The organism is Rhizobium arsenicireducens, from assembly GCF_964021225.1.
Map to the genome: position 1 here is coordinate 1,841,236 of NZ_CAXHYK020000001.1, position 15,317 is coordinate 1,856,552.

At 62.8% G+C, this 15,317-nt stretch carries 13 protein-coding genes; 11 read left to right on the forward strand and 2 right to left on the reverse strand.

All coding sequences use genetic code 11. The features are described from left to right. Positions 1-186: 186 nt before the first annotated feature. Positions 187-1,122 carry an AEC family transporter gene (locus ACWPVA_RS09150; protein ID WP_454287385.1) on the forward strand — a complete coding sequence of 312 codons (936 nt, stop codon included), beginning with the start codon at positions 187-189 and terminating at the stop codon, positions 1,120-1,122. Here the strand turns inward: ACWPVA_RS09150 and ACWPVA_RS09155 are convergent. Next, complete coding sequence (locus tag ACWPVA_RS09155; protein WP_454287386.1) at positions 1,104-2,756, reverse strand: acyl-CoA dehydrogenase family protein; 1,653 nt, start codon at positions 2,754-2,756, stop codon at positions 1,104-1,106. The two genes, ACWPVA_RS09150 and ACWPVA_RS09155, sit on opposite strands and share 19 nt — an antisense overlap. A gap of 122 nt (positions 2,757-2,878) precedes the next feature. On the opposite strand from ACWPVA_RS09155, the gene ACWPVA_RS09160 reads away from it, so the two are divergent. From ACWPVA_RS09160 to dprA, 4 genes are read left to right on the forward strand one after another with little or no spacing between them, the layout of a single operon-like run. Continuing rightward, positions 2,879-3,835, forward strand: coding sequence for an aspartate carbamoyltransferase catalytic subunit (locus ACWPVA_RS09160; protein WP_454287387.1), 957 nt, complete (start codon positions 2,879-2,881; stop codon positions 3,833-3,835). Next, positions 3,832-5,121 (forward strand): dihydroorotase, encoded by a 1,290-nt coding sequence (locus tag ACWPVA_RS09165; protein ID WP_454287388.1) that lies wholly within the window; start codon positions 3,832-3,834, stop codon positions 5,119-5,121. Before ACWPVA_RS09160 ends, ACWPVA_RS09165 begins: the two co-directional genes overlap by 4 nt. Continuing rightward, on the forward strand, positions 5,111-5,758 hold the full coding sequence (gene plsY / locus ACWPVA_RS09170) for a glycerol-3-phosphate 1-O-acyltransferase PlsY (protein ID WP_454289556.1): 648 nt from the start codon (positions 5,111-5,113) through the stop codon (positions 5,756-5,758). Before ACWPVA_RS09165 ends, plsY begins: the two co-directional genes overlap by 11 nt. Positions 5,759-5,762: 4 nt before the next feature. Continuing rightward, a complete protein-coding gene (gene dprA, locus ACWPVA_RS09175) occupies positions 5,763-6,914 on the forward strand; it encodes a DNA-processing protein DprA (protein WP_454287389.1) in 1,152 nt (383 codons plus the stop codon). On the opposite strand, the gene ACWPVA_RS09180 is transcribed toward dprA, so the two are convergent. Next, a complete protein-coding gene (locus ACWPVA_RS09180) occupies positions 6,867-7,094 on the reverse strand; it encodes a hypothetical protein (RefSeq protein ID WP_454287390.1) in 228 nt (75 codons plus the stop codon). The genes dprA and ACWPVA_RS09180 overlap by 48 nt on opposite strands. 241 nt (positions 7,095-7,335) lie before the next feature. Here ACWPVA_RS09180 and topA point away from each other — a divergent pair, with 241 nt between their 5' ends. The 6 genes from topA (at position 7,336) to rpmG (ending at position 15,006) form a co-directional block, all read left to right on the forward strand. Next, positions 7,336-10,017, forward strand: a complete 2,682-nt coding sequence (gene topA, locus ACWPVA_RS09185) for a type I DNA topoisomerase (RefSeq protein WP_454287391.1) — start codon at positions 7,336-7,338, stop codon at positions 10,015-10,017. Positions 10,018-10,118: 101 nt separating this feature from the next. Next, complete coding sequence (gene rnr, locus ACWPVA_RS09190) at positions 10,119-12,377, forward strand: ribonuclease R (RefSeq protein ID WP_454289557.1); 2,259 nt, start codon at positions 10,119-10,121, stop codon at positions 12,375-12,377. Positions 12,378-12,399: 22 nt separating this feature from the next. Further along, positions 12,400-12,852 (forward strand): DUF983 domain-containing protein, encoded by a 453-nt coding sequence (locus ACWPVA_RS09195; RefSeq protein ID WP_454287392.1) that lies wholly within the window; start codon positions 12,400-12,402, stop codon positions 12,850-12,852. Next, positions 12,849-13,553: an NUDIX hydrolase gene (locus ACWPVA_RS09200; RefSeq protein ID WP_454287393.1), complete on the forward strand. Its 705-nt coding sequence runs from the start codon at positions 12,849-12,851 to the stop codon at positions 13,551-13,553. The genes ACWPVA_RS09195 and ACWPVA_RS09200 overlap by 4 nt, the downstream gene beginning before the upstream one ends. Before the next feature lie 10 nt (positions 13,554-13,563). After that, the gene (locus ACWPVA_RS09205) at positions 13,564-14,748 is read left to right on the forward strand and encodes an MFS transporter (protein WP_454287394.1); all 1,185 of its coding nucleotides are present in this window, start codon (positions 13,564-13,566) and stop codon (positions 14,746-14,748) included. A 90-nt stretch (positions 14,749-14,838) separates the two neighbouring features. Next, positions 14,839-15,006 (forward strand): 50S ribosomal protein L33, encoded by a 168-nt coding sequence (rpmG, locus tag ACWPVA_RS09210; protein ID WP_454287395.1) that lies wholly within the window; start codon positions 14,839-14,841, stop codon positions 15,004-15,006. Positions 15,007-15,317 lie beyond the last annotated feature (311 nt).

A 15,317-nucleotide genomic window follows, 5' to 3' on the forward strand; every position in this document is an offset into this window, starting at 1 on the left:
AAACTGGCCCGTTAACCGTTCCGTCGCAACGTAAACCCTTTGTTAAGGTTAACGGGCGCTGGGGATAACGCAAGAGGCGGCCCCCATCGCCACCGTATGACGGGCACCGGCTCGATTGCCTCACGCGCCACTCAACTGCTAAGCGGAGCGCGCGCCTCCTCGACTTCCTGCTGCGAAAGCGAACCGATGCTCCTCATCTTCGAAAGCGTCCTGCCGATCTTCCTGCTCGTGCTGCTCGGCGCACTGCTCAAGCGCTGGCCGCTGATCGATGACAGATTGTGGGGCGGGCTCGAGCAGTTCGGCTACTACGTGCTCTTCCCGGCACTGCTGTTCCAGACGTTGGGCAAGGCCGATTTTTCGACCATGGACACAGGCGCCGTCAGCGTGACCGCCCTGCTTTCGGTCGGGATCATGTCGGCCCTGGTGCTGGCGCTTTGGCGGCCGCTCAACCGGCTCGGGCTCGAGGGACCGGCCTTCACTTCAATTTTTCAGACCGCAACCCGCTGGAATGGCTTCATGGCACTCGCCATTGCCGAGAAGCTTTCCGGCCCGGTCGGCCTCACCGTGGTCGCCGTGGTGATGGCGACGATCATCATTCCACTCAATGTCATTAATGTCGGCGTGTTGATCTGGTTTTCCGGCAATGGCCGGTCGCTGCGGGATTTCGCGCTGAAGATCCTCACGAACCCGATCATTCTCGGGGCAGCGAGCGGTGTTCTGGTGAATCTCGCGGGCATCCCCATCTACGAACCGCTGATGGTCGCCGTTGACCTCGTCGCCCGGTCCTCGCTCGGCCTCGGCCTGATCATGGTCGGCGCTGGGCTCAGGATCATGGACGCATTGAAGCCTCAGCCGAACGTCATCCTCGGCTCGGTCTTGAAGCTGCTAGTGTTTCCGCTCGTGATGGGGGGCGTCGCCCTGCTGCTGGGCGTCGAGGGCGATGCGCTTGCGATGCTGGTGCTGAGCGCTGCGGTCCCCACCGCGATGAACGGCTACCTGCTCGCCAAGCAAATGGGTGGCGACGCGCCGCTCTATGCGGCAACAGCGACGGTGCAGACAGTCGCTGCGGTAATCACCATTCCCCTGACGCTCTATCTCGTCGCTCAGGTGGCCGCGGGATAGAGCAGATCGAGCACATAACGGGCGTCGAAGCGGGCGTCGAGCACGCCATAAGTATGGCGCCAGCCGCCGGCGAGGCGGGATTCAAGGAAGGCATCTGCGATCTTTCCGGCACCGAGCTTGTAGAGCTCGGCCGCGGCTGCTGCGAGCGCCATTTGCTCGATCAGCAGGCGGGCTGCACCCTCGTCACGCTCGGCAAGGGCGGTTGCGGCGCGCAGCACTTCCACCGTCTTTTTGCCAGAGGCGCCGAGATCCCGCTCGAGGCCGGCAAAGATCGTCTCGAACAGGTCCTTGCCGCGGCTCAAGACCCGGAGCAGATCGAGCGCCATGACGTTTCCGGAGCCTTCCCAGATCGCATTGACTGGAGCCTCGCGGTAGTGCCGGGCGATCGGCCGTTCCTCGATATAACCGCTGCCGCCGATGCACTCCATTGCCTCGTAGATCAGGCCCGGGGCGATCTTGCAGATCCAGTACTTGACCACGGGCGTCATGACGCGGGCATAGGCGGCGTCGACGGCATTTTCGCGGGCGCGGTCGAAACTGTCGGCAAGCCTGAAGGCAAGAGCGGTCGCGGCGGCGACGTCGAGGGCCATGTCGGCGAGCACACGCGTCATGATCGGCTGGTCGATCAGCTTCTTGCCGAACACCGAGCGGCCGCGGACATGATGCACCGCCTCGGCCATCGAGGCGCGCATGATGCCGGCCGACGCCAGCGCGCAATCGAGCCGGGTCAGCGTCACCATGTCGAGGATGGTGCGAATGCCGTCGCCGGGCGTGCCAAGCAGGAAGCCGAAGGTTTCGGAAAACTCCACTTCGGACGAGGCGTTGGAGCGGTTGCCGATCTTGTCCTTGAGACGCTGGAACTCGAGGCCGTTGGCCGAGCCGTCCTCGAGCAGGCGCGGCACGAGGAAGCATCCCATGCCATCCTTGGTCTGGGCAAGCATGACGAAAGCGTCGCTCATCGGCGCCGACATGAACCACTTGTGGCCCGAAAGGCGATAGATCCCCTCGCCCACCCGCTCGCCGGTCGAGGTATTGGCGCGTACATCCGTGCCGCCCTGCTTTTCCGTCATGCCCATGCCGATCGTGACGGCAGTCTTCTGCATGGCCGGCTTGTTGGACGAATCATATTTGCGCGACAGGATCTTCGGCGCCCATTCCTTCTGCACATGCGGCGAGGAGACGAGGGCCGCGACCGAGGCGCTGGTCATGGTCAGCGGGCAAAGGTGGCCGCATTCGAGCTGAGCCGTCAAGAAGAAGCGCACGGCGCGGGCCAGATGATCGTGGCCGCGCGATTCGGACTGGTTCTCCCAGACGGACGAATGCAGGCCGATCGACATCGAACGGCGCATCAGTGCATGCCAGGCCGGATGAAATTCCACCATGTCGAGCCGCTCGCCGCGCACGCCGTGGGTCCGCAACTGCGGCGGGCTCTGGTTCGCCATGCGCGCCAGTTCCTGCGCCTCATGCGAGGTAACGTATTTGCCGATGACGTCGTATTCCTCACGCAATGCGCGCGCGAGCCCGGCCGTCAGGTCCACGATCAATGGATCGGAGCGATAGGCGTTGATACCGGACCAGGGCTTGGGCTGGTTCAGTTCGGCGAGCTTTTCTTCAGTCCGGTTCATTGGGGTCATGCCGATCCTCTAGCGGAAATCGATTCGTTTTACATGGGGACCGCGCTTCTATCCACATAGCATATGCTTGCCCCCCGGCCCGGCCTTCTTTATAGACCGCGTGACATCTCAGGAGGACGTCCATGGTCTTCTTTCCCCATCGCCATCTCATCGGCATCAAGGGCCTCACCGAGCAGGACATTACCTATCTGCTCGACAGGGCTGACGAAGCCGTCAAAATCAGCCGCCAGCGGGAGAAAAAGACTTCCACGCTTCGCGGCCTCACCCAGATCAACCTGTTCTTCGAAGCCTCGACGCGGACCCAGTCCTCGTTCGAGCTGGCCGGAAAGCGCCTCGGCGCCGACGTGATGAACATGTCGGTCAGCACGTCGTCTGTCAAAAAGGGAGAGACGCTGATCGACACGGCGATGACGCTGAACGCCATGCGGCCCGACGTGCTGGTGGTGCGCCATTCTTCAGCAGGTGCCGCGGCGCTGCTCGCACAAAAGGTCGCCTGCTCGGTGATCAATGCCGGCGACGGCCAGCATGAGCATCCGACCCAGGCGCTGCTCGACGCGCTGACCATCCGGCGGGCCAAGGGCAAGCTGTCGCGGATCATCGTGGCGATCTGTGGCGACGTGCTGCATTCCCGCGTCGCGCGATCCAACATTCTTCTATTGAACGCCATGGGCACGCGCGTCAGGGTCGTCGCGCCGGCAACCCTTCTGCCCTCCGGTATCGCCGACATGGGCGTCGAGGTTTTCCACGACATGGAAGAGGGCCTGAAGGATGCTGACGTTGTGATGATGCTGCGACTGCAGCGGGAGCGCATGTCCGGCGCCTTCGTGCCGTCGGTGCGCGAATACTTCCACTACTGGGGCCTCGACGCCGAAAAGCTGAAGGCCGCCAAGGACGACGCCCTCGTCATGCACCCAGGCCCGATGAACCGCGGCGTGGAGATCGCCTCGGAAGTGGCGGACGGTCCGCAGAGCGTCATCGAACAGCAGGTGGAAATGGGTGTGGCGGTGCGCATGGCGGTGATGGAAGCCCTGCTCGTTTCGCAAAACCAGGGGCTTCGCAGCGAAGGAATGGGCGCATGAACCGGCCAGTCGTTCTCAAGAATGCCCGCATCGTCGACCCTTCCCGCCAGCTCGACACGGTCGGCACGATCATCGTCGGCGAAGACGGCCGCATATTGGCAGCTGGCGCCGATGCGCAGAACCAGGGTGCGCCGGACGGCGCCGAAATCCGCGACTGCGCCGGCCTAACCGCCGTTCCGGGCTTGGTCGATGCCCGGGTCTTCGTCGGGGAGCCGGGCGCCGAACACCGCGAGACCATCGCTTCGGCCAGCCGGGCGGCAGCGGCCGGCGGGGTCACCTCCTTCATCATGATGCCGGACACGGATCCGGTGATCGACGACATCGCGCTGGTCGAATTCGTCAAGAAGACCGCGCGCGACACGGCCGTCGTCAATATCTATCCGGCAGCAGCCTTGACCAAGCACCTCGCCGGCGAGGAGATGACCGAGATCGGCCTGCTTCAGCACGCCGGAGCGGTGGCCTTCACCAATGGCCGTAACGGACTGGCCGACAGTCAGGTTCTACGCCGGGCGATGACCTATGCTCGCCAATTCGGTGCCGTCATCGATTTAGAGCCGCGCGAAGATTACCTTGGGAACGGCGTGATGAATGCCGGTCTGTTCGCCAGCTGGCTCGGCCTGTCCGGCGTGCCGAAGGAGGCCGAGATCATCCCGCTCGAACGGGATCTCAGGATCGCCGGGCTGACCGGTGCCAAGTTCCACTCCTCCAAGATCTCGGTGCCCGAATCGGCGGAAGCGATCCGTGTGGCGCGCGGTCGTGGCGCCAAGGTCACCTGCGGCATTTCGATCAACCATCTGGCGCTCAACGAGAATGACATCGGTGAGTACCGCACCTTCTTCAAGCTGACGCCGCCGCTGCGGGCCGAAGACGACCGTATGGCAATGGTCCAAGCGATCGCCGACGGCACCGTCGACATCATCGTCTCGTCGCATGATCCGCAGGACGTCGATACCAAGCGCCTGCCCTTTGCCGACGCGGCCGACGGTGCGATCGGTCTCGAAACGCTGCTTTCGGCGGCCCTTCGCCTGCATCACAGCGGTCACGTGTCGCTGATGCGGCTGATCGACGCCATGTCGACGCGCCCGGCTGAGATCTTCGGCCTCGACGCTGGTTCGCTCCGGCCCGGTGCCAAGGCCGACATCACGCTGATCGACCTCGATGAGCCGTGGCTCGTGGCGAAGGAACTGTTGCTGTCGCGCTCGAAGAACACACCCTTCGAGGACGCCCGCTTCTCGGGCCGCGCGGTCGCGACCTATGTCGCCGGCAATTGCGTGCATTCGCTGTAAGAACACCAAGGGGATCTCAGTGGCCAGCATCAATTTTCTTGTAATCGGTTGGCCGGCGGTGCTTGCGGTCCTCAGCCTCGGCTATCTGATGGGCTCGATCCCGTTCGGCCTGCTGCTCACGCGCATGGCCGGCCATGGCGACCTGCGCTCGATCGGTTCGGGAAATATCGGCGCGACCAATGTGCTGCGCACCGGCAATAAGAAACTCGCCGCCGCGACCCTTCTCCTCGACGCGCTGAAAGCGACAATCGCCGCCGTCATCGCTCAAGCCGTGTTCGGTCAGAATGCCGGTCTGATCGCCGGCTTTGCCGCCTTCATCGGCCATCTCTTTCCGATCTGGCTCGGCTTCAAGGGCGGCAAGGGTGTGGCGACCTATATCGGCACCCTGCTCGGCGTCGCGCCCCTGATGGTTCTGGTCTTTGCCGCCGTCTGGCTGGCGGTGGCCTTTTTGACCCGCTATTCCTCGCTGTCCGCCCTGGTTGCAACCCTTGTCATTCCGGTTGTGTTGTGGATACTGGGCATGCCTGAAACAGCTATGGTTACTGCCGTGATGACGGCAATCAGCTACTGGCGTCACAAGGCTAATATAGAAAGACTGATCGCGAGAACCGAGAGCAAGATCGGGCAAAAGGGATGAAATCATGCCGGAGCCAGGCGCAAGACGAACAGGGATTGCGCTGAACGACCGGCAAAGGATCAGTTGGCTACGGCTGATCAGAAGCGACAATATCGGCCCCGCGACCTTTCGCGATCTCATCAATCATTTCGGCACGGCAGAAACCGCCCTTGCCATGCTGCCGGAACTGTCCCGGCGGGGCGGCTCGACACGCGCCATCCGCATCGCCACCGAGGCGGAAGCAGAACAGGAGCTGGAAACGGCGGCCCGGTTCGGCGCCCGCTTTCTCGGCATCGGTGAACCGGACTATCCGTCGGCCCTGCGACAGATCGACGGCGCGCCACCGCTTCTTGCTGTGAAGGGCGACCTTTCAGCGGCCAGCCTGCCGGCCGTAGGTGTGGTCGGTTCGCGCAATGCCTCGATCAGCGGGGCGAAATTCGCAGCCCTGATGGCGCGCGACATCGGGCGGGCCGGCTATGCGATTATTTCTGGCCTGGCACGCGGCATCGACACCGCCGCGCATCGGGCGAGCCTGGAGACCGGAACGATCGCCGCCATGGCCGGCGGGCTCGACCGGCCCTACCCGCCGGAAAACATCGACCTGCTGCGCGAGATCTGGGACGGTCGGGGGCTGGCGATTTCGGAAATGCCGTTCGGCTGGGAGGCCCGGGCCCGCGACTTTCCCCGCCGCAACCGGTTGATTGCCGGCGTCGCCCTTGGCGTAGTCGTCGTCGAGGCGGCGGCACGTTCCGGCTCGCTGATCACCGCACGGCTCGCCGGCGATTTCGGCCGGCTGGTCTTTGCCGTACCCGGCTCGCCACTCGATCCACGCTGCGAAGGCACCAACGGCCTGCTGAAGGACGGCGCAACAGTGACGACGCGGTCGGACGATGTGTTGCAGGCGCTGGCGCCGCTGTCACAGATCGATCTTCTTTCCGGCCACGAGGCCAAGGAACCGGCCAGCGACGAGGAACACCAGCCGACGCCGCCGCCGAGCGACAGCGACCGGACCCGCATCACCGACGCGCTGGGTCCGACACCGGTCGAGATTGACGATATCGTCCGCCATACGGGGCTCGCGCCCGCCGCTGTCTATCTCGTGCTACTGGAACTGGACATCGCCGGGCGTTTACACCGGCATCCGGGTGGGCTTGTTTCCATTGCGATGATGGATTGACAGAGAGCGGCGGCCCATCTGCAGGTCGCCCGCCTCGACATAGGCCATCTCGATCAGGTAGCAGAGCATTTCCGCCCCCTCGTTTTCCGCAACCATGCGCAACTCACCGAGCATTTGCCGGATATAGGCTATGTTTTCCCGCGTGCGCTGTTCGCCGCCGTTCATCGCTTTCGAGACCATGCTTCCCATCCACATATGCCGCCTGGCACCACCGGACCCCTGTTATGAAAACGATAGTGGCATTTATCGGAAATTGCAATCTTAGTCGTATCCCTTCAAGGTTGTACTGCGTTGCAGTCGGGAGAAAATCCGACTGCCCCCTTGACCGCGGCCGAATCCCCCTCCATGTCGGGGAACCGGTTTTCGGGACCTGGCCATGTTGGCCCTGAGGCAAGCCTTTTCGGCAGTACAGAGAAACGCAATGGATGTCGTAGTCGTAGAATCTCCGGCCAAGGCCAAGACGATCAACAAGTATCTGGGTCCCGGATACAAGGTGCTCGCGTCCTTTGGGCACGTGCGCGATCTGCCGGCCAAGGACGGATCCGTCCGCCCCGACGACGACTTTGCCATGGACTGGGAGGTCGACAGCGCCTCGGCCAAGAGAATGAAGGACATTTCCGACGCCATGAAGGGCGCCGACGGCCTCATCCTGGCGACCGACCCGGATCGCGAAGGCGAAGCGATTTCCTGGCACGTACTCGACCTGCTGAAAAAGAAGAAGGTGATCGGCGACAAGCCGGTCAAGCGCGTTGTCTTCAACGCCATCACCAAGAAGGCCGTGCTCGACGCGATGGCCAATCCGCGCGACATCGACGGCGCGCTGGTGGACGCCTATCTCGCCCGCCGCGCGCTCGATTACCTCGTCGGCTTCAACCTTTCGCCAGTGCTGTGGCGCAAGCTTCCCGGCGCCCGGTCGGCCGGCCGCGTGCAGTCTGTAGCACTGCGGCTTGTCTGCGACCGTGAAGACGAGATCGAACGCTTTGTCGCCGAGGAATACTGGAATATCTCCGCGCTTCTCAAGACGCCGCGCGGCGACGAGTTCGAGGCAAGACTTGTTTCGCATCTCGGCAAGCGCATCCAGCGCAATTCGGTTACCAACGGCGATCAGGCGAGCGGCATAAAGACGCTGCTCGAAGGTGCCCAATATGTCGTCGACAGCGTCGAAGCCAAGCCCGTCAAGCGAAATCCAGGCCCGCCGTTCACCACCTCGACACTGCAGCAGGCGGCCTCCTCCAAGCTCGGTTTCTCTGCCTCCCGCACGATGCAGGTCGCGCAGAAACTCTACGAAGGCATAGACATCGGCGGCGAGACGGTCGGTCTCATCACCTATATGCGTACCGACGGCGTGCAGATGGCGCCGGAAGCGATCGATGCGGCGCGCGCCGCAGTCGCCGACCAGTTCGGGCCGCGCTACGTGCCTGAAAAACCACGCTTCTACTCCACCAAGGCGAAGAATGCCCAGGAAGCCCACGAAGCGATCCGCCCAACCGACTTCAACCGTTCGCCCGACAAGGTACGCCGCTTCCTCGACGCCGACCAGTTGCGGCTCTACGACCTGATCTGGAAGCGCGGCATTGCCAGCCAGATGGCTTCGGCCGAGATCGAGCGCACCACGGTCGAGATCCTCGCCGACAACAATGGCGACAAGGCGGGCCTGCGCGCCGTTGGCTCCGTGATCCGCTTCGACGGCTTCATTGCCGCCTATACCGACCAGAAGGAAGAGGGCGAACCGAGCGAGGACGGCGATGACGAAGGCCGCCTGCCCGAGATCAATGCGCGCGAGGCGCTTGCCAAGAGACAGGTCAACGCCACCCAGCACTTCACCGAACCGCCGCCGCGCTATTCGGAAGCAACTTTGATCAAGAAGATGGAAGAACTGGGCATCGGCCGCCCCTCCACATATGCCGCGACGTTGAAAACGCTGAGTGACCGAGAATATGTCACGATGGACAAGCGCAAGCTGATCCCGCATTCCAAGGGTCGCTTGGTGACGGCATTCCTCGAAAACTTCTTCACGCGCTATGTCGAATACGATTTCACCGCCGACCTCGAGGAAAAGCTGGACAAGATCTCCGCCGGCGAACTGAACTGGAAGGACGTGCTGCGCGAGTTCTGGACGAGTTTCTTCGCCCAGATCGAAGACACCAAAGAATTGCGCGTCACCAATGTGCTGGACGCGCTGAACGAGGCCTTGGCACCGCTGGTCTTCCCCAAGCGCGAGGACGGTTCTGACCCGCGCATCTGCCAGGTCTGCGGCACCGGCAACCTTTCGCTGAAGCTCGGCAAGTACGGCGCCTTCGTCGGCTGCTCCAATTATCCCGAGTGCAGCTTCACACGTCAGCTCTCCTCCGAGGGCGGCGCGGATGCCGAGGCGTCCGGCAACAACGAGCCGAAAGCGCTCGGCAAGGATCCGGTGACGGAAGAGGAAATCACGCTGCGCAGCGGCCGTTTCGGCCCTTACGTCCAGCGCGGCGACGGCAAGGAAGCCAAGCGCTCCTCGCTGCCCAAGGGATGGACCCCGGAAAGCATCGATTTCGAGAAAGCACTTTCGCTGCTCTCTCTGCCGCGCGAGGTCGGAAACCACCCCGAGACCGGCAAGATGATTACCGCTGGTCTCGGCCGCTACGGACCGTTTATCCTGCACGACGGCACTTACGCCAATCTCGAAAGCATAGAAGACGTTCTATCGGTCGGTTTGAACCGTGCCGTCACAGTCCTGGCCGAAAAGCAGAGCAAGGGACCGGGTGGGCGCGGCCGCACAGCGGCGGCACTCAAGGAAATGGGAGAACATCCGGACGGCGGCGCGATTACTGTTCGCGATGGCAAATACGGTCCCTATATTAATTGGGCCAAGGTCAATGCTACGCTGCCCAAGGGCAAGGACCCTCAGTCTGTGACGATAGAGGAAGCCTTGCTCCTGATCGCCGAGAAGGCGGGCAAGAGCGGCACCAAGAAGACCGCAGCAAAGAAGGCGCCGGCCAAGGCAGCCGCGAAGTCGAAGGCCGTCAAGACCAAGGCTGCGGATGCGACGGCAGCCAAGCCGAAAAAGACAACCGCCGCCAAGCCTAAGGCCAAGGCGGCACCGAAGACGAAGAAGAGCTAGATTTGAGCAAGACCCCGCGCGACCGTTCTCCCGACCCCGCCTCCGGCAACCGCAGGAGCCGGCGGGCGGAGGCCGCAGGCGCGTCAGGCGACAAACCGACGATCATCCATGGCGAGATCCCGCCGCGAGAGGTGCTACTCGAGTTTATCGCCGACAACCCCGACCGCGCCTCCAAGCGCGAGATCGCCAAGGCTTTCGGCCTCAAGGGTGATACCCGGGTCGAGCTCAAGGAAGTTCTGCGCACGCTTGAGAGCGACGGTCTGGTGCAGAAGGACCGCAAATCGTTGAAGCGACCCGGCGCGCTTCCCCCGGTCACTGTTCTCGACATCACCACCCGCGACAAGGAAGGCGAACTGATCGGCCGGCCGGCGGAATGGAACGAGGAACTGGGGGTCGCACCGGCCGTCGCCATCCGTCAGTCGAGCGCCGATCGTGCCAAAGGCAAGGCCCCCGTCGGCGGCTTGGGCGACCGGGTGCTGGCCAAGATCTTCGTATCCAAGGACCGGGCTGGTCCAGCCTATACCGCCCGCATCATCAAGGTCATCGACCGCCATCGCGACGCACTGCTCGGCGTCGTTCGCGAAACGCCCGACAGCGGCGCACGCCTGATGCCGATCGAACGACGCGGCGAGGAGATGCAGATTTCGCCCAGCGACCTTGGAGACGCCAAGGACGGCGATCTCGTCGAGGTCGAGATTGCCCGCACCGGCCGCCTCGGTTTGACGCAGGCACGCGTGCTGAACGTTATCGGTTCGGTCGCCTCGGAAAAGGCGATCTCGATGATCGCCATCCATGCCCACGGCATTCCGCACGTATTCCCGCAATCGGTAATCACGGAAGCGGACGAGGCGAAACACGCTTCCATGTCCCACCGCGAGGACTGGCGCCATGTGCCGCTGATCACCATCGACCCGCATGATGCCAAGGACCATGACGACGCCGTCTATGCCGAGCGCGACCCCTCGCCCGACAATCCGGACGGCGTGATCGTCACCGTCGCAATCGCCGACGTCTCCTGGTACATCAGGCCGAAATCGGCGCTGGACCGCGAGGCGTTGAAGCGCGGCAATTCAGTCTACTTCCCTGACCGCGTCGTGCCGATGCTGCCCGAGCGCATCTCTAATGACCTTTGCTCGCTGCGCGAGGGCGTCGACCGGCCGGCGCTTGCCGTGCGCATGACGTTCTCGAAGGAAGGCCGCAAGGCCGGCCATACCTTTCACCGCGTCATGATGAAGAGCGCCGCCAAGCTCTCCTACCAGCAGGCCCAGTCGGCGATCGACGGCAAAGCCGACGACAAGGCCGGCCCGCTGCTGGAGCCGATCCTGAAGCCGCTGTGGAACGCCTACGAGGTCTTGAAGCGCGGCCGCGACCGGCGCCAGCCGCTCGAACTCGACATGCCCGAGCGCAAGATCATTCTCAAGCCCGACGGCACGGTCGACCGCGTGCACGTTCCCGAGCGGCTCGATGCCCACAAGCTGATCGAGGAAATGATGATCCAGGCGAACGTTGCCGCCGCCGAAACGCTGGAAAAGAAGCGCCAGCCGCTGGTCTACCGTGTGCACGATGCGCCCAAGCTGTCGAAGCAGGAGGCGCTGCGCGAGTTCCTCGCGACGATCGGCCTGACGCTGGCCAAGGGCGCCGGCCTGCGTTCCAACTCGTTCAACGGCATTCTCGCCAAGGCTCTCGACACGCCGCACCAGACCATGGTCAACGAAATGGTGCTGCGCAGCCAGAGCCAGGCGATCTACAGCCCGGAGAACATCGGCCATTTCGGCCTGAACCTGTTGAAATACGCCCACTTCACCTCGCCGATCCGGCGCTACGCCGACCTGATCGTGCACCGTGCCCTGGTCGGTTCGCTGGGTCTTGGCGAAGGTGGTATCACGCCGGAGGAAGAGGCGTCGCTCGACGACATCGCAGCGGAAATCTCGACCTTCGAGCGGCGCGCCATGGCCGCCGAGCGCGACACCGTGAACCGGCTGATCGCGCACCATCTGGCCGGACGGATCGGCGACGAGTTCGACGGGCAGATCTCCGGGGTCACCAAGGCCGGGCTGTTCGTCACGCTGCCACAATTCGGTGCAGACGGCTTCGTACCCATTTCAACGCTCGGACGCGATTACTATATATATGACGAAGCGCATCAGGCCTTGTCAGGTGAAAAAACGGGTTTGGGATTTCGGCTGGGCGATTCAGTTCAGGTGAGGCTTGCAGAAGCGGTGCCGCTCGCCGGCGCGTTGCGCTTTGAAATGCTGAGCGACGGGCGACCCATGCCGGTCGCCACCCGCTCGTTCCACAAGTCTGGGCGACGTGGTGCGTCCAAGAAGCCGGGAACTCGGCCCAACCGGCCGAGACGGTGAAAAAGATATGGAAGGAAAAGATATGCCTGCCAGCCAGCAACAGGAGATGCTGCATCTGGGCGGAGAAGCCCCGACAGAACGGCCGGTCGGCCGCTCTATCTTACGCGGCATGCTCAACCAGTGTCCGGCCTGCGGAAGCGGCAAGCTGTTCCGCGCCTATCTCAAGCCGGTAGACACCTGCGCGGCCTGTGGCGAGGAGATATTCCACCACCGTTCCGACGACCTGCCACCCTATCTCGTGATCATGGTGCTCGGCCATGTATTGCTCGGCGGATTCATGCTCACCGATCTCATCTTTCCGGCGTCCGAGTGGATCCACCTGGCAATCTGGGCGCCGTTGGGCCTCATCACCGCGCTCGCCACCATCCAGCCGATCAAGGGCGGCGTAATCGGTCTGCAATGGGCGCTCAGGATGCACGGTTTTGGCGGAGAGACGGACGAACCCGAAAACTACGGTCCGACGACCACACCATGAGCAGCCATCCGTTCAATCGGCAAGACGCGGAATCCCAAGCGTCCGCAAGAATACGTCCGCGGGATGCGGCGTCAATTCTGCTTGTCGACCGGACCAGCAGCGTACCGCGCGTGCTGATGGGCAAGCGGGGCAGCGCGCATGTCTTCATGCCAAACCTCTATGTCTTTCCAGGTGGACGGCGCGACCGCGGCGACAGCCGGCAGCCCTTTATTCGCGATCTGAACCCACTGGTGCTTGCCAGGCTGACCGGCGGCGACGCCAGCGCCGCTGCACTCAACCGCAGCCGGGGTCTCGCCCTGGCGGCCGTGCGCGAACTGGTCGAGGAGACCGGACTCCTGCTCGGACGCGCGGAGAATGGCCGCAAAGGGCTTTCGCGCCTGCACGCCGATCTGGCCAGCCTGCGCTATGTCGCCCGTGCCATTACGCCACCGGGTCATGTGCGGCGTTTCGACACGCGATTCTTCCTGACGTTCACTGACGAAGCAGCGATCGATCCGGCAGGCATCAGCGATTCGTCCGAACTGCACGACCTTCGTTGGCTTGACATGCAGGACCTTTCCAGCCTGAACATGCCCGAGATCACGAGGACGATCCTCGATGATGTGAGGGCACAGATGAAATGCGATCCATCGCTGCCGTTCGGAAGCGACGGCCCGTTCTACTTTTGCCGCAACGGCCGCTTCTATCGCGAAACCATCTGAGGTCAGACTGATGTCACAGCCGGCACGCGGCGCAAACGGTCACCGCGAGGCAATTCACTGGCCTTCGCTCGTTGCCGCGATATCGGCAATCACCGCAGTCGGAATCGCCATCGGTCTCGGCCTGCCGCTGCTCAGCATCATTTTGGAAAAGCGCGGCATCTCGTCGACGATGATCGGGCTGAATTCGGCGATGGCGGGCCTCGCCGCGATGGCGGCAGCACCGATATCCACCAAGCTCGCCCATTCCTGGGGCGTAGCGCCCACCATGCTGTGGGCCGTCCTGTTGGCTTCCATAAGCTCACTCGGCTTCTACTATGCCGAACAGTTCTGGATGTGGTTTCCCCTGCGTATCGTCTTCCACGGAGCAACCACCACCCTTTTCATCCTGTCAGAGTTCTGGATCAATGCCGCAGCACCGCCGTCGCGGCGTGGCCTTGTACTCGGAATCTACGCGACCGTGCTGTCGGTCGGCTTTGCCTCAGGCCCCCTGCTCTTCTCATTAATAGGCAGTGACGGGATCCTGCCGTTTGCCGTGGGTGCCGTGGCCATTCTTGTCGCTGCCATTCCGATCTTTGTCGCCCGTGGCGAAAGCCCGGCGCTCGACGGGAAGCCCAGCACTCATTTCCTGCGCTATATCTTCCTCGTGCCGACAGCGACGGCCGCGGTCTTCGTCTTCGGCGCCGTCGAGGTCGGGGGATTGTCGCTCTTCCCGATCTACGCGACCCGAATCGGCTTTGGCGAATCGCAGGCGGCCCTGCTACTGACCGTGATGGGCGTCGGCAACATGATCTTCCAGATCCCCCTCGGCATGCTCTCTGACCGTCTGAAGGATCGGAGACTTCTGTTGTCCGCCATGGCATTGATCGGGCTTGCGGGCTCGCTAGCCCTCCCCTGGCTGTCCGAGAACTGGCTGCTGATGGCCGTGGTACTGCTGTTCTGGGGTGGCAGTGTCTCCGGGCTCTATACCGTCGGCCTCAGCCACCTCGGCTCGCGCCTGACCGGTTCCGACCTTGCGGCCGCCAATGCCGCCTTCGTTTTCTGCTATGCCGTCGGCACGGTTGCCGGTCCGCAGGCGATCGGCGCCGCCATCGACATCTCCGGAAATCACGGCTTTGCCTGGGCAATTGCCGGATTCTTTGGGCTCTACGTGGCGCTTTCCGTGGGAAGGCTGCTTTTCAAGGGTAAACAGACTTGACTTTTCCGGCGTGATTTGTAGTTTCGCGCCAGATTTGCCGTGGGCTTCGTTCGGTCGTCCACGGCTTCGTTTATTAGAGGCAGGACGACCATGGCCAAGGCTACAACAATCAAGATCAAGCTACTGTCGACAGCCGACACGGGTTTCTTCTACGTCACGACCAAGAACAGCCGTACGATGACGGACAAGATGACGAAGACGAAGTACGATCCGATCGTGCGGAAGCACGTCGAATTCAAGGAAGCCAAGATCAAGTAATTCCTGATCGGTTTTCATCATATCAGGCGCGTTGCTCCGGCGACGCGCCTTTTTTTTGTTTTGTGACGTCCGCTGTGCCAATTGCGTCTCGCCTGGCCAAACCGACGCATACGGGCCAAAAAACAAAAGGCACCGCGCAACTTAACGGCTGCGGTGCCTTTCGCTTTCAAAAAGGGGGTCGGTCGGCACGCAAATACGGCACGAGGAACCGTTGATTACTTGCATGCCAACCGACCGACCCCACGATCCAGGTGATGCGGCGGACCTGAGCATCATGGGGTATCGGAAGGCCTCTCTTAAGAGGCGTTCTT

Excerpts from the sequence above, each read along its gene's own strand:
- ACWPVA_RS09150 (WP_454287385.1), top strand. The coding sequence starts at position 187 with ATGCTCCTCATCTTCGAAAGCGTCCTGCCGATCTTCCTGCTCGTGCTG.
- ACWPVA_RS09155 (WP_454287386.1), bottom strand. The coding sequence starts at position 2,756 with ATGACCCCAATGAACCGGACTGAAGAAAAGCTCGCCGAACTGAACCAG.
- ACWPVA_RS09160 (WP_454287387.1), top strand. The coding sequence starts at position 2,879 with ATGGTCTTCTTTCCCCATCGCCATCTCATCGGCATCAAGGGCCTCACC.
- ACWPVA_RS09165 (WP_454287388.1), top strand. The coding sequence starts at position 3,832 with ATGAACCGGCCAGTCGTTCTCAAGAATGCCCGCATCGTCGACCCTTCC.
- dprA (WP_454287389.1), top strand. The coding sequence starts at position 5,763 with ATGCCGGAGCCAGGCGCAAGACGAACAGGGATTGCGCTGAACGACCGG.
- ACWPVA_RS09180 (WP_454287390.1), bottom strand. The coding sequence starts at position 7,094 with ATGGTCTCGAAAGCGATGAACGGCGGCGAACAGCGCACGCGGGAAAAC.
- topA (WP_454287391.1), top strand. The coding sequence starts at position 7,336 with ATGGATGTCGTAGTCGTAGAATCTCCGGCCAAGGCCAAGACGATCAAC.
- ACWPVA_RS09195 (WP_454287392.1), top strand. The coding sequence starts at position 12,400 with ATGCCTGCCAGCCAGCAACAGGAGATGCTGCATCTGGGCGGAGAAGCC.
- ACWPVA_RS09200 (WP_454287393.1), top strand. The coding sequence starts at position 12,849 with ATGAGCAGCCATCCGTTCAATCGGCAAGACGCGGAATCCCAAGCGTCC.
- ACWPVA_RS09205 (WP_454287394.1), top strand. The coding sequence starts at position 13,564 with ATGTCACAGCCGGCACGCGGCGCAAACGGTCACCGCGAGGCAATTCAC.
- rpmG (WP_454287395.1), top strand. The coding sequence starts at position 14,839 with ATGGCCAAGGCTACAACAATCAAGATCAAGCTACTGTCGACAGCCGAC.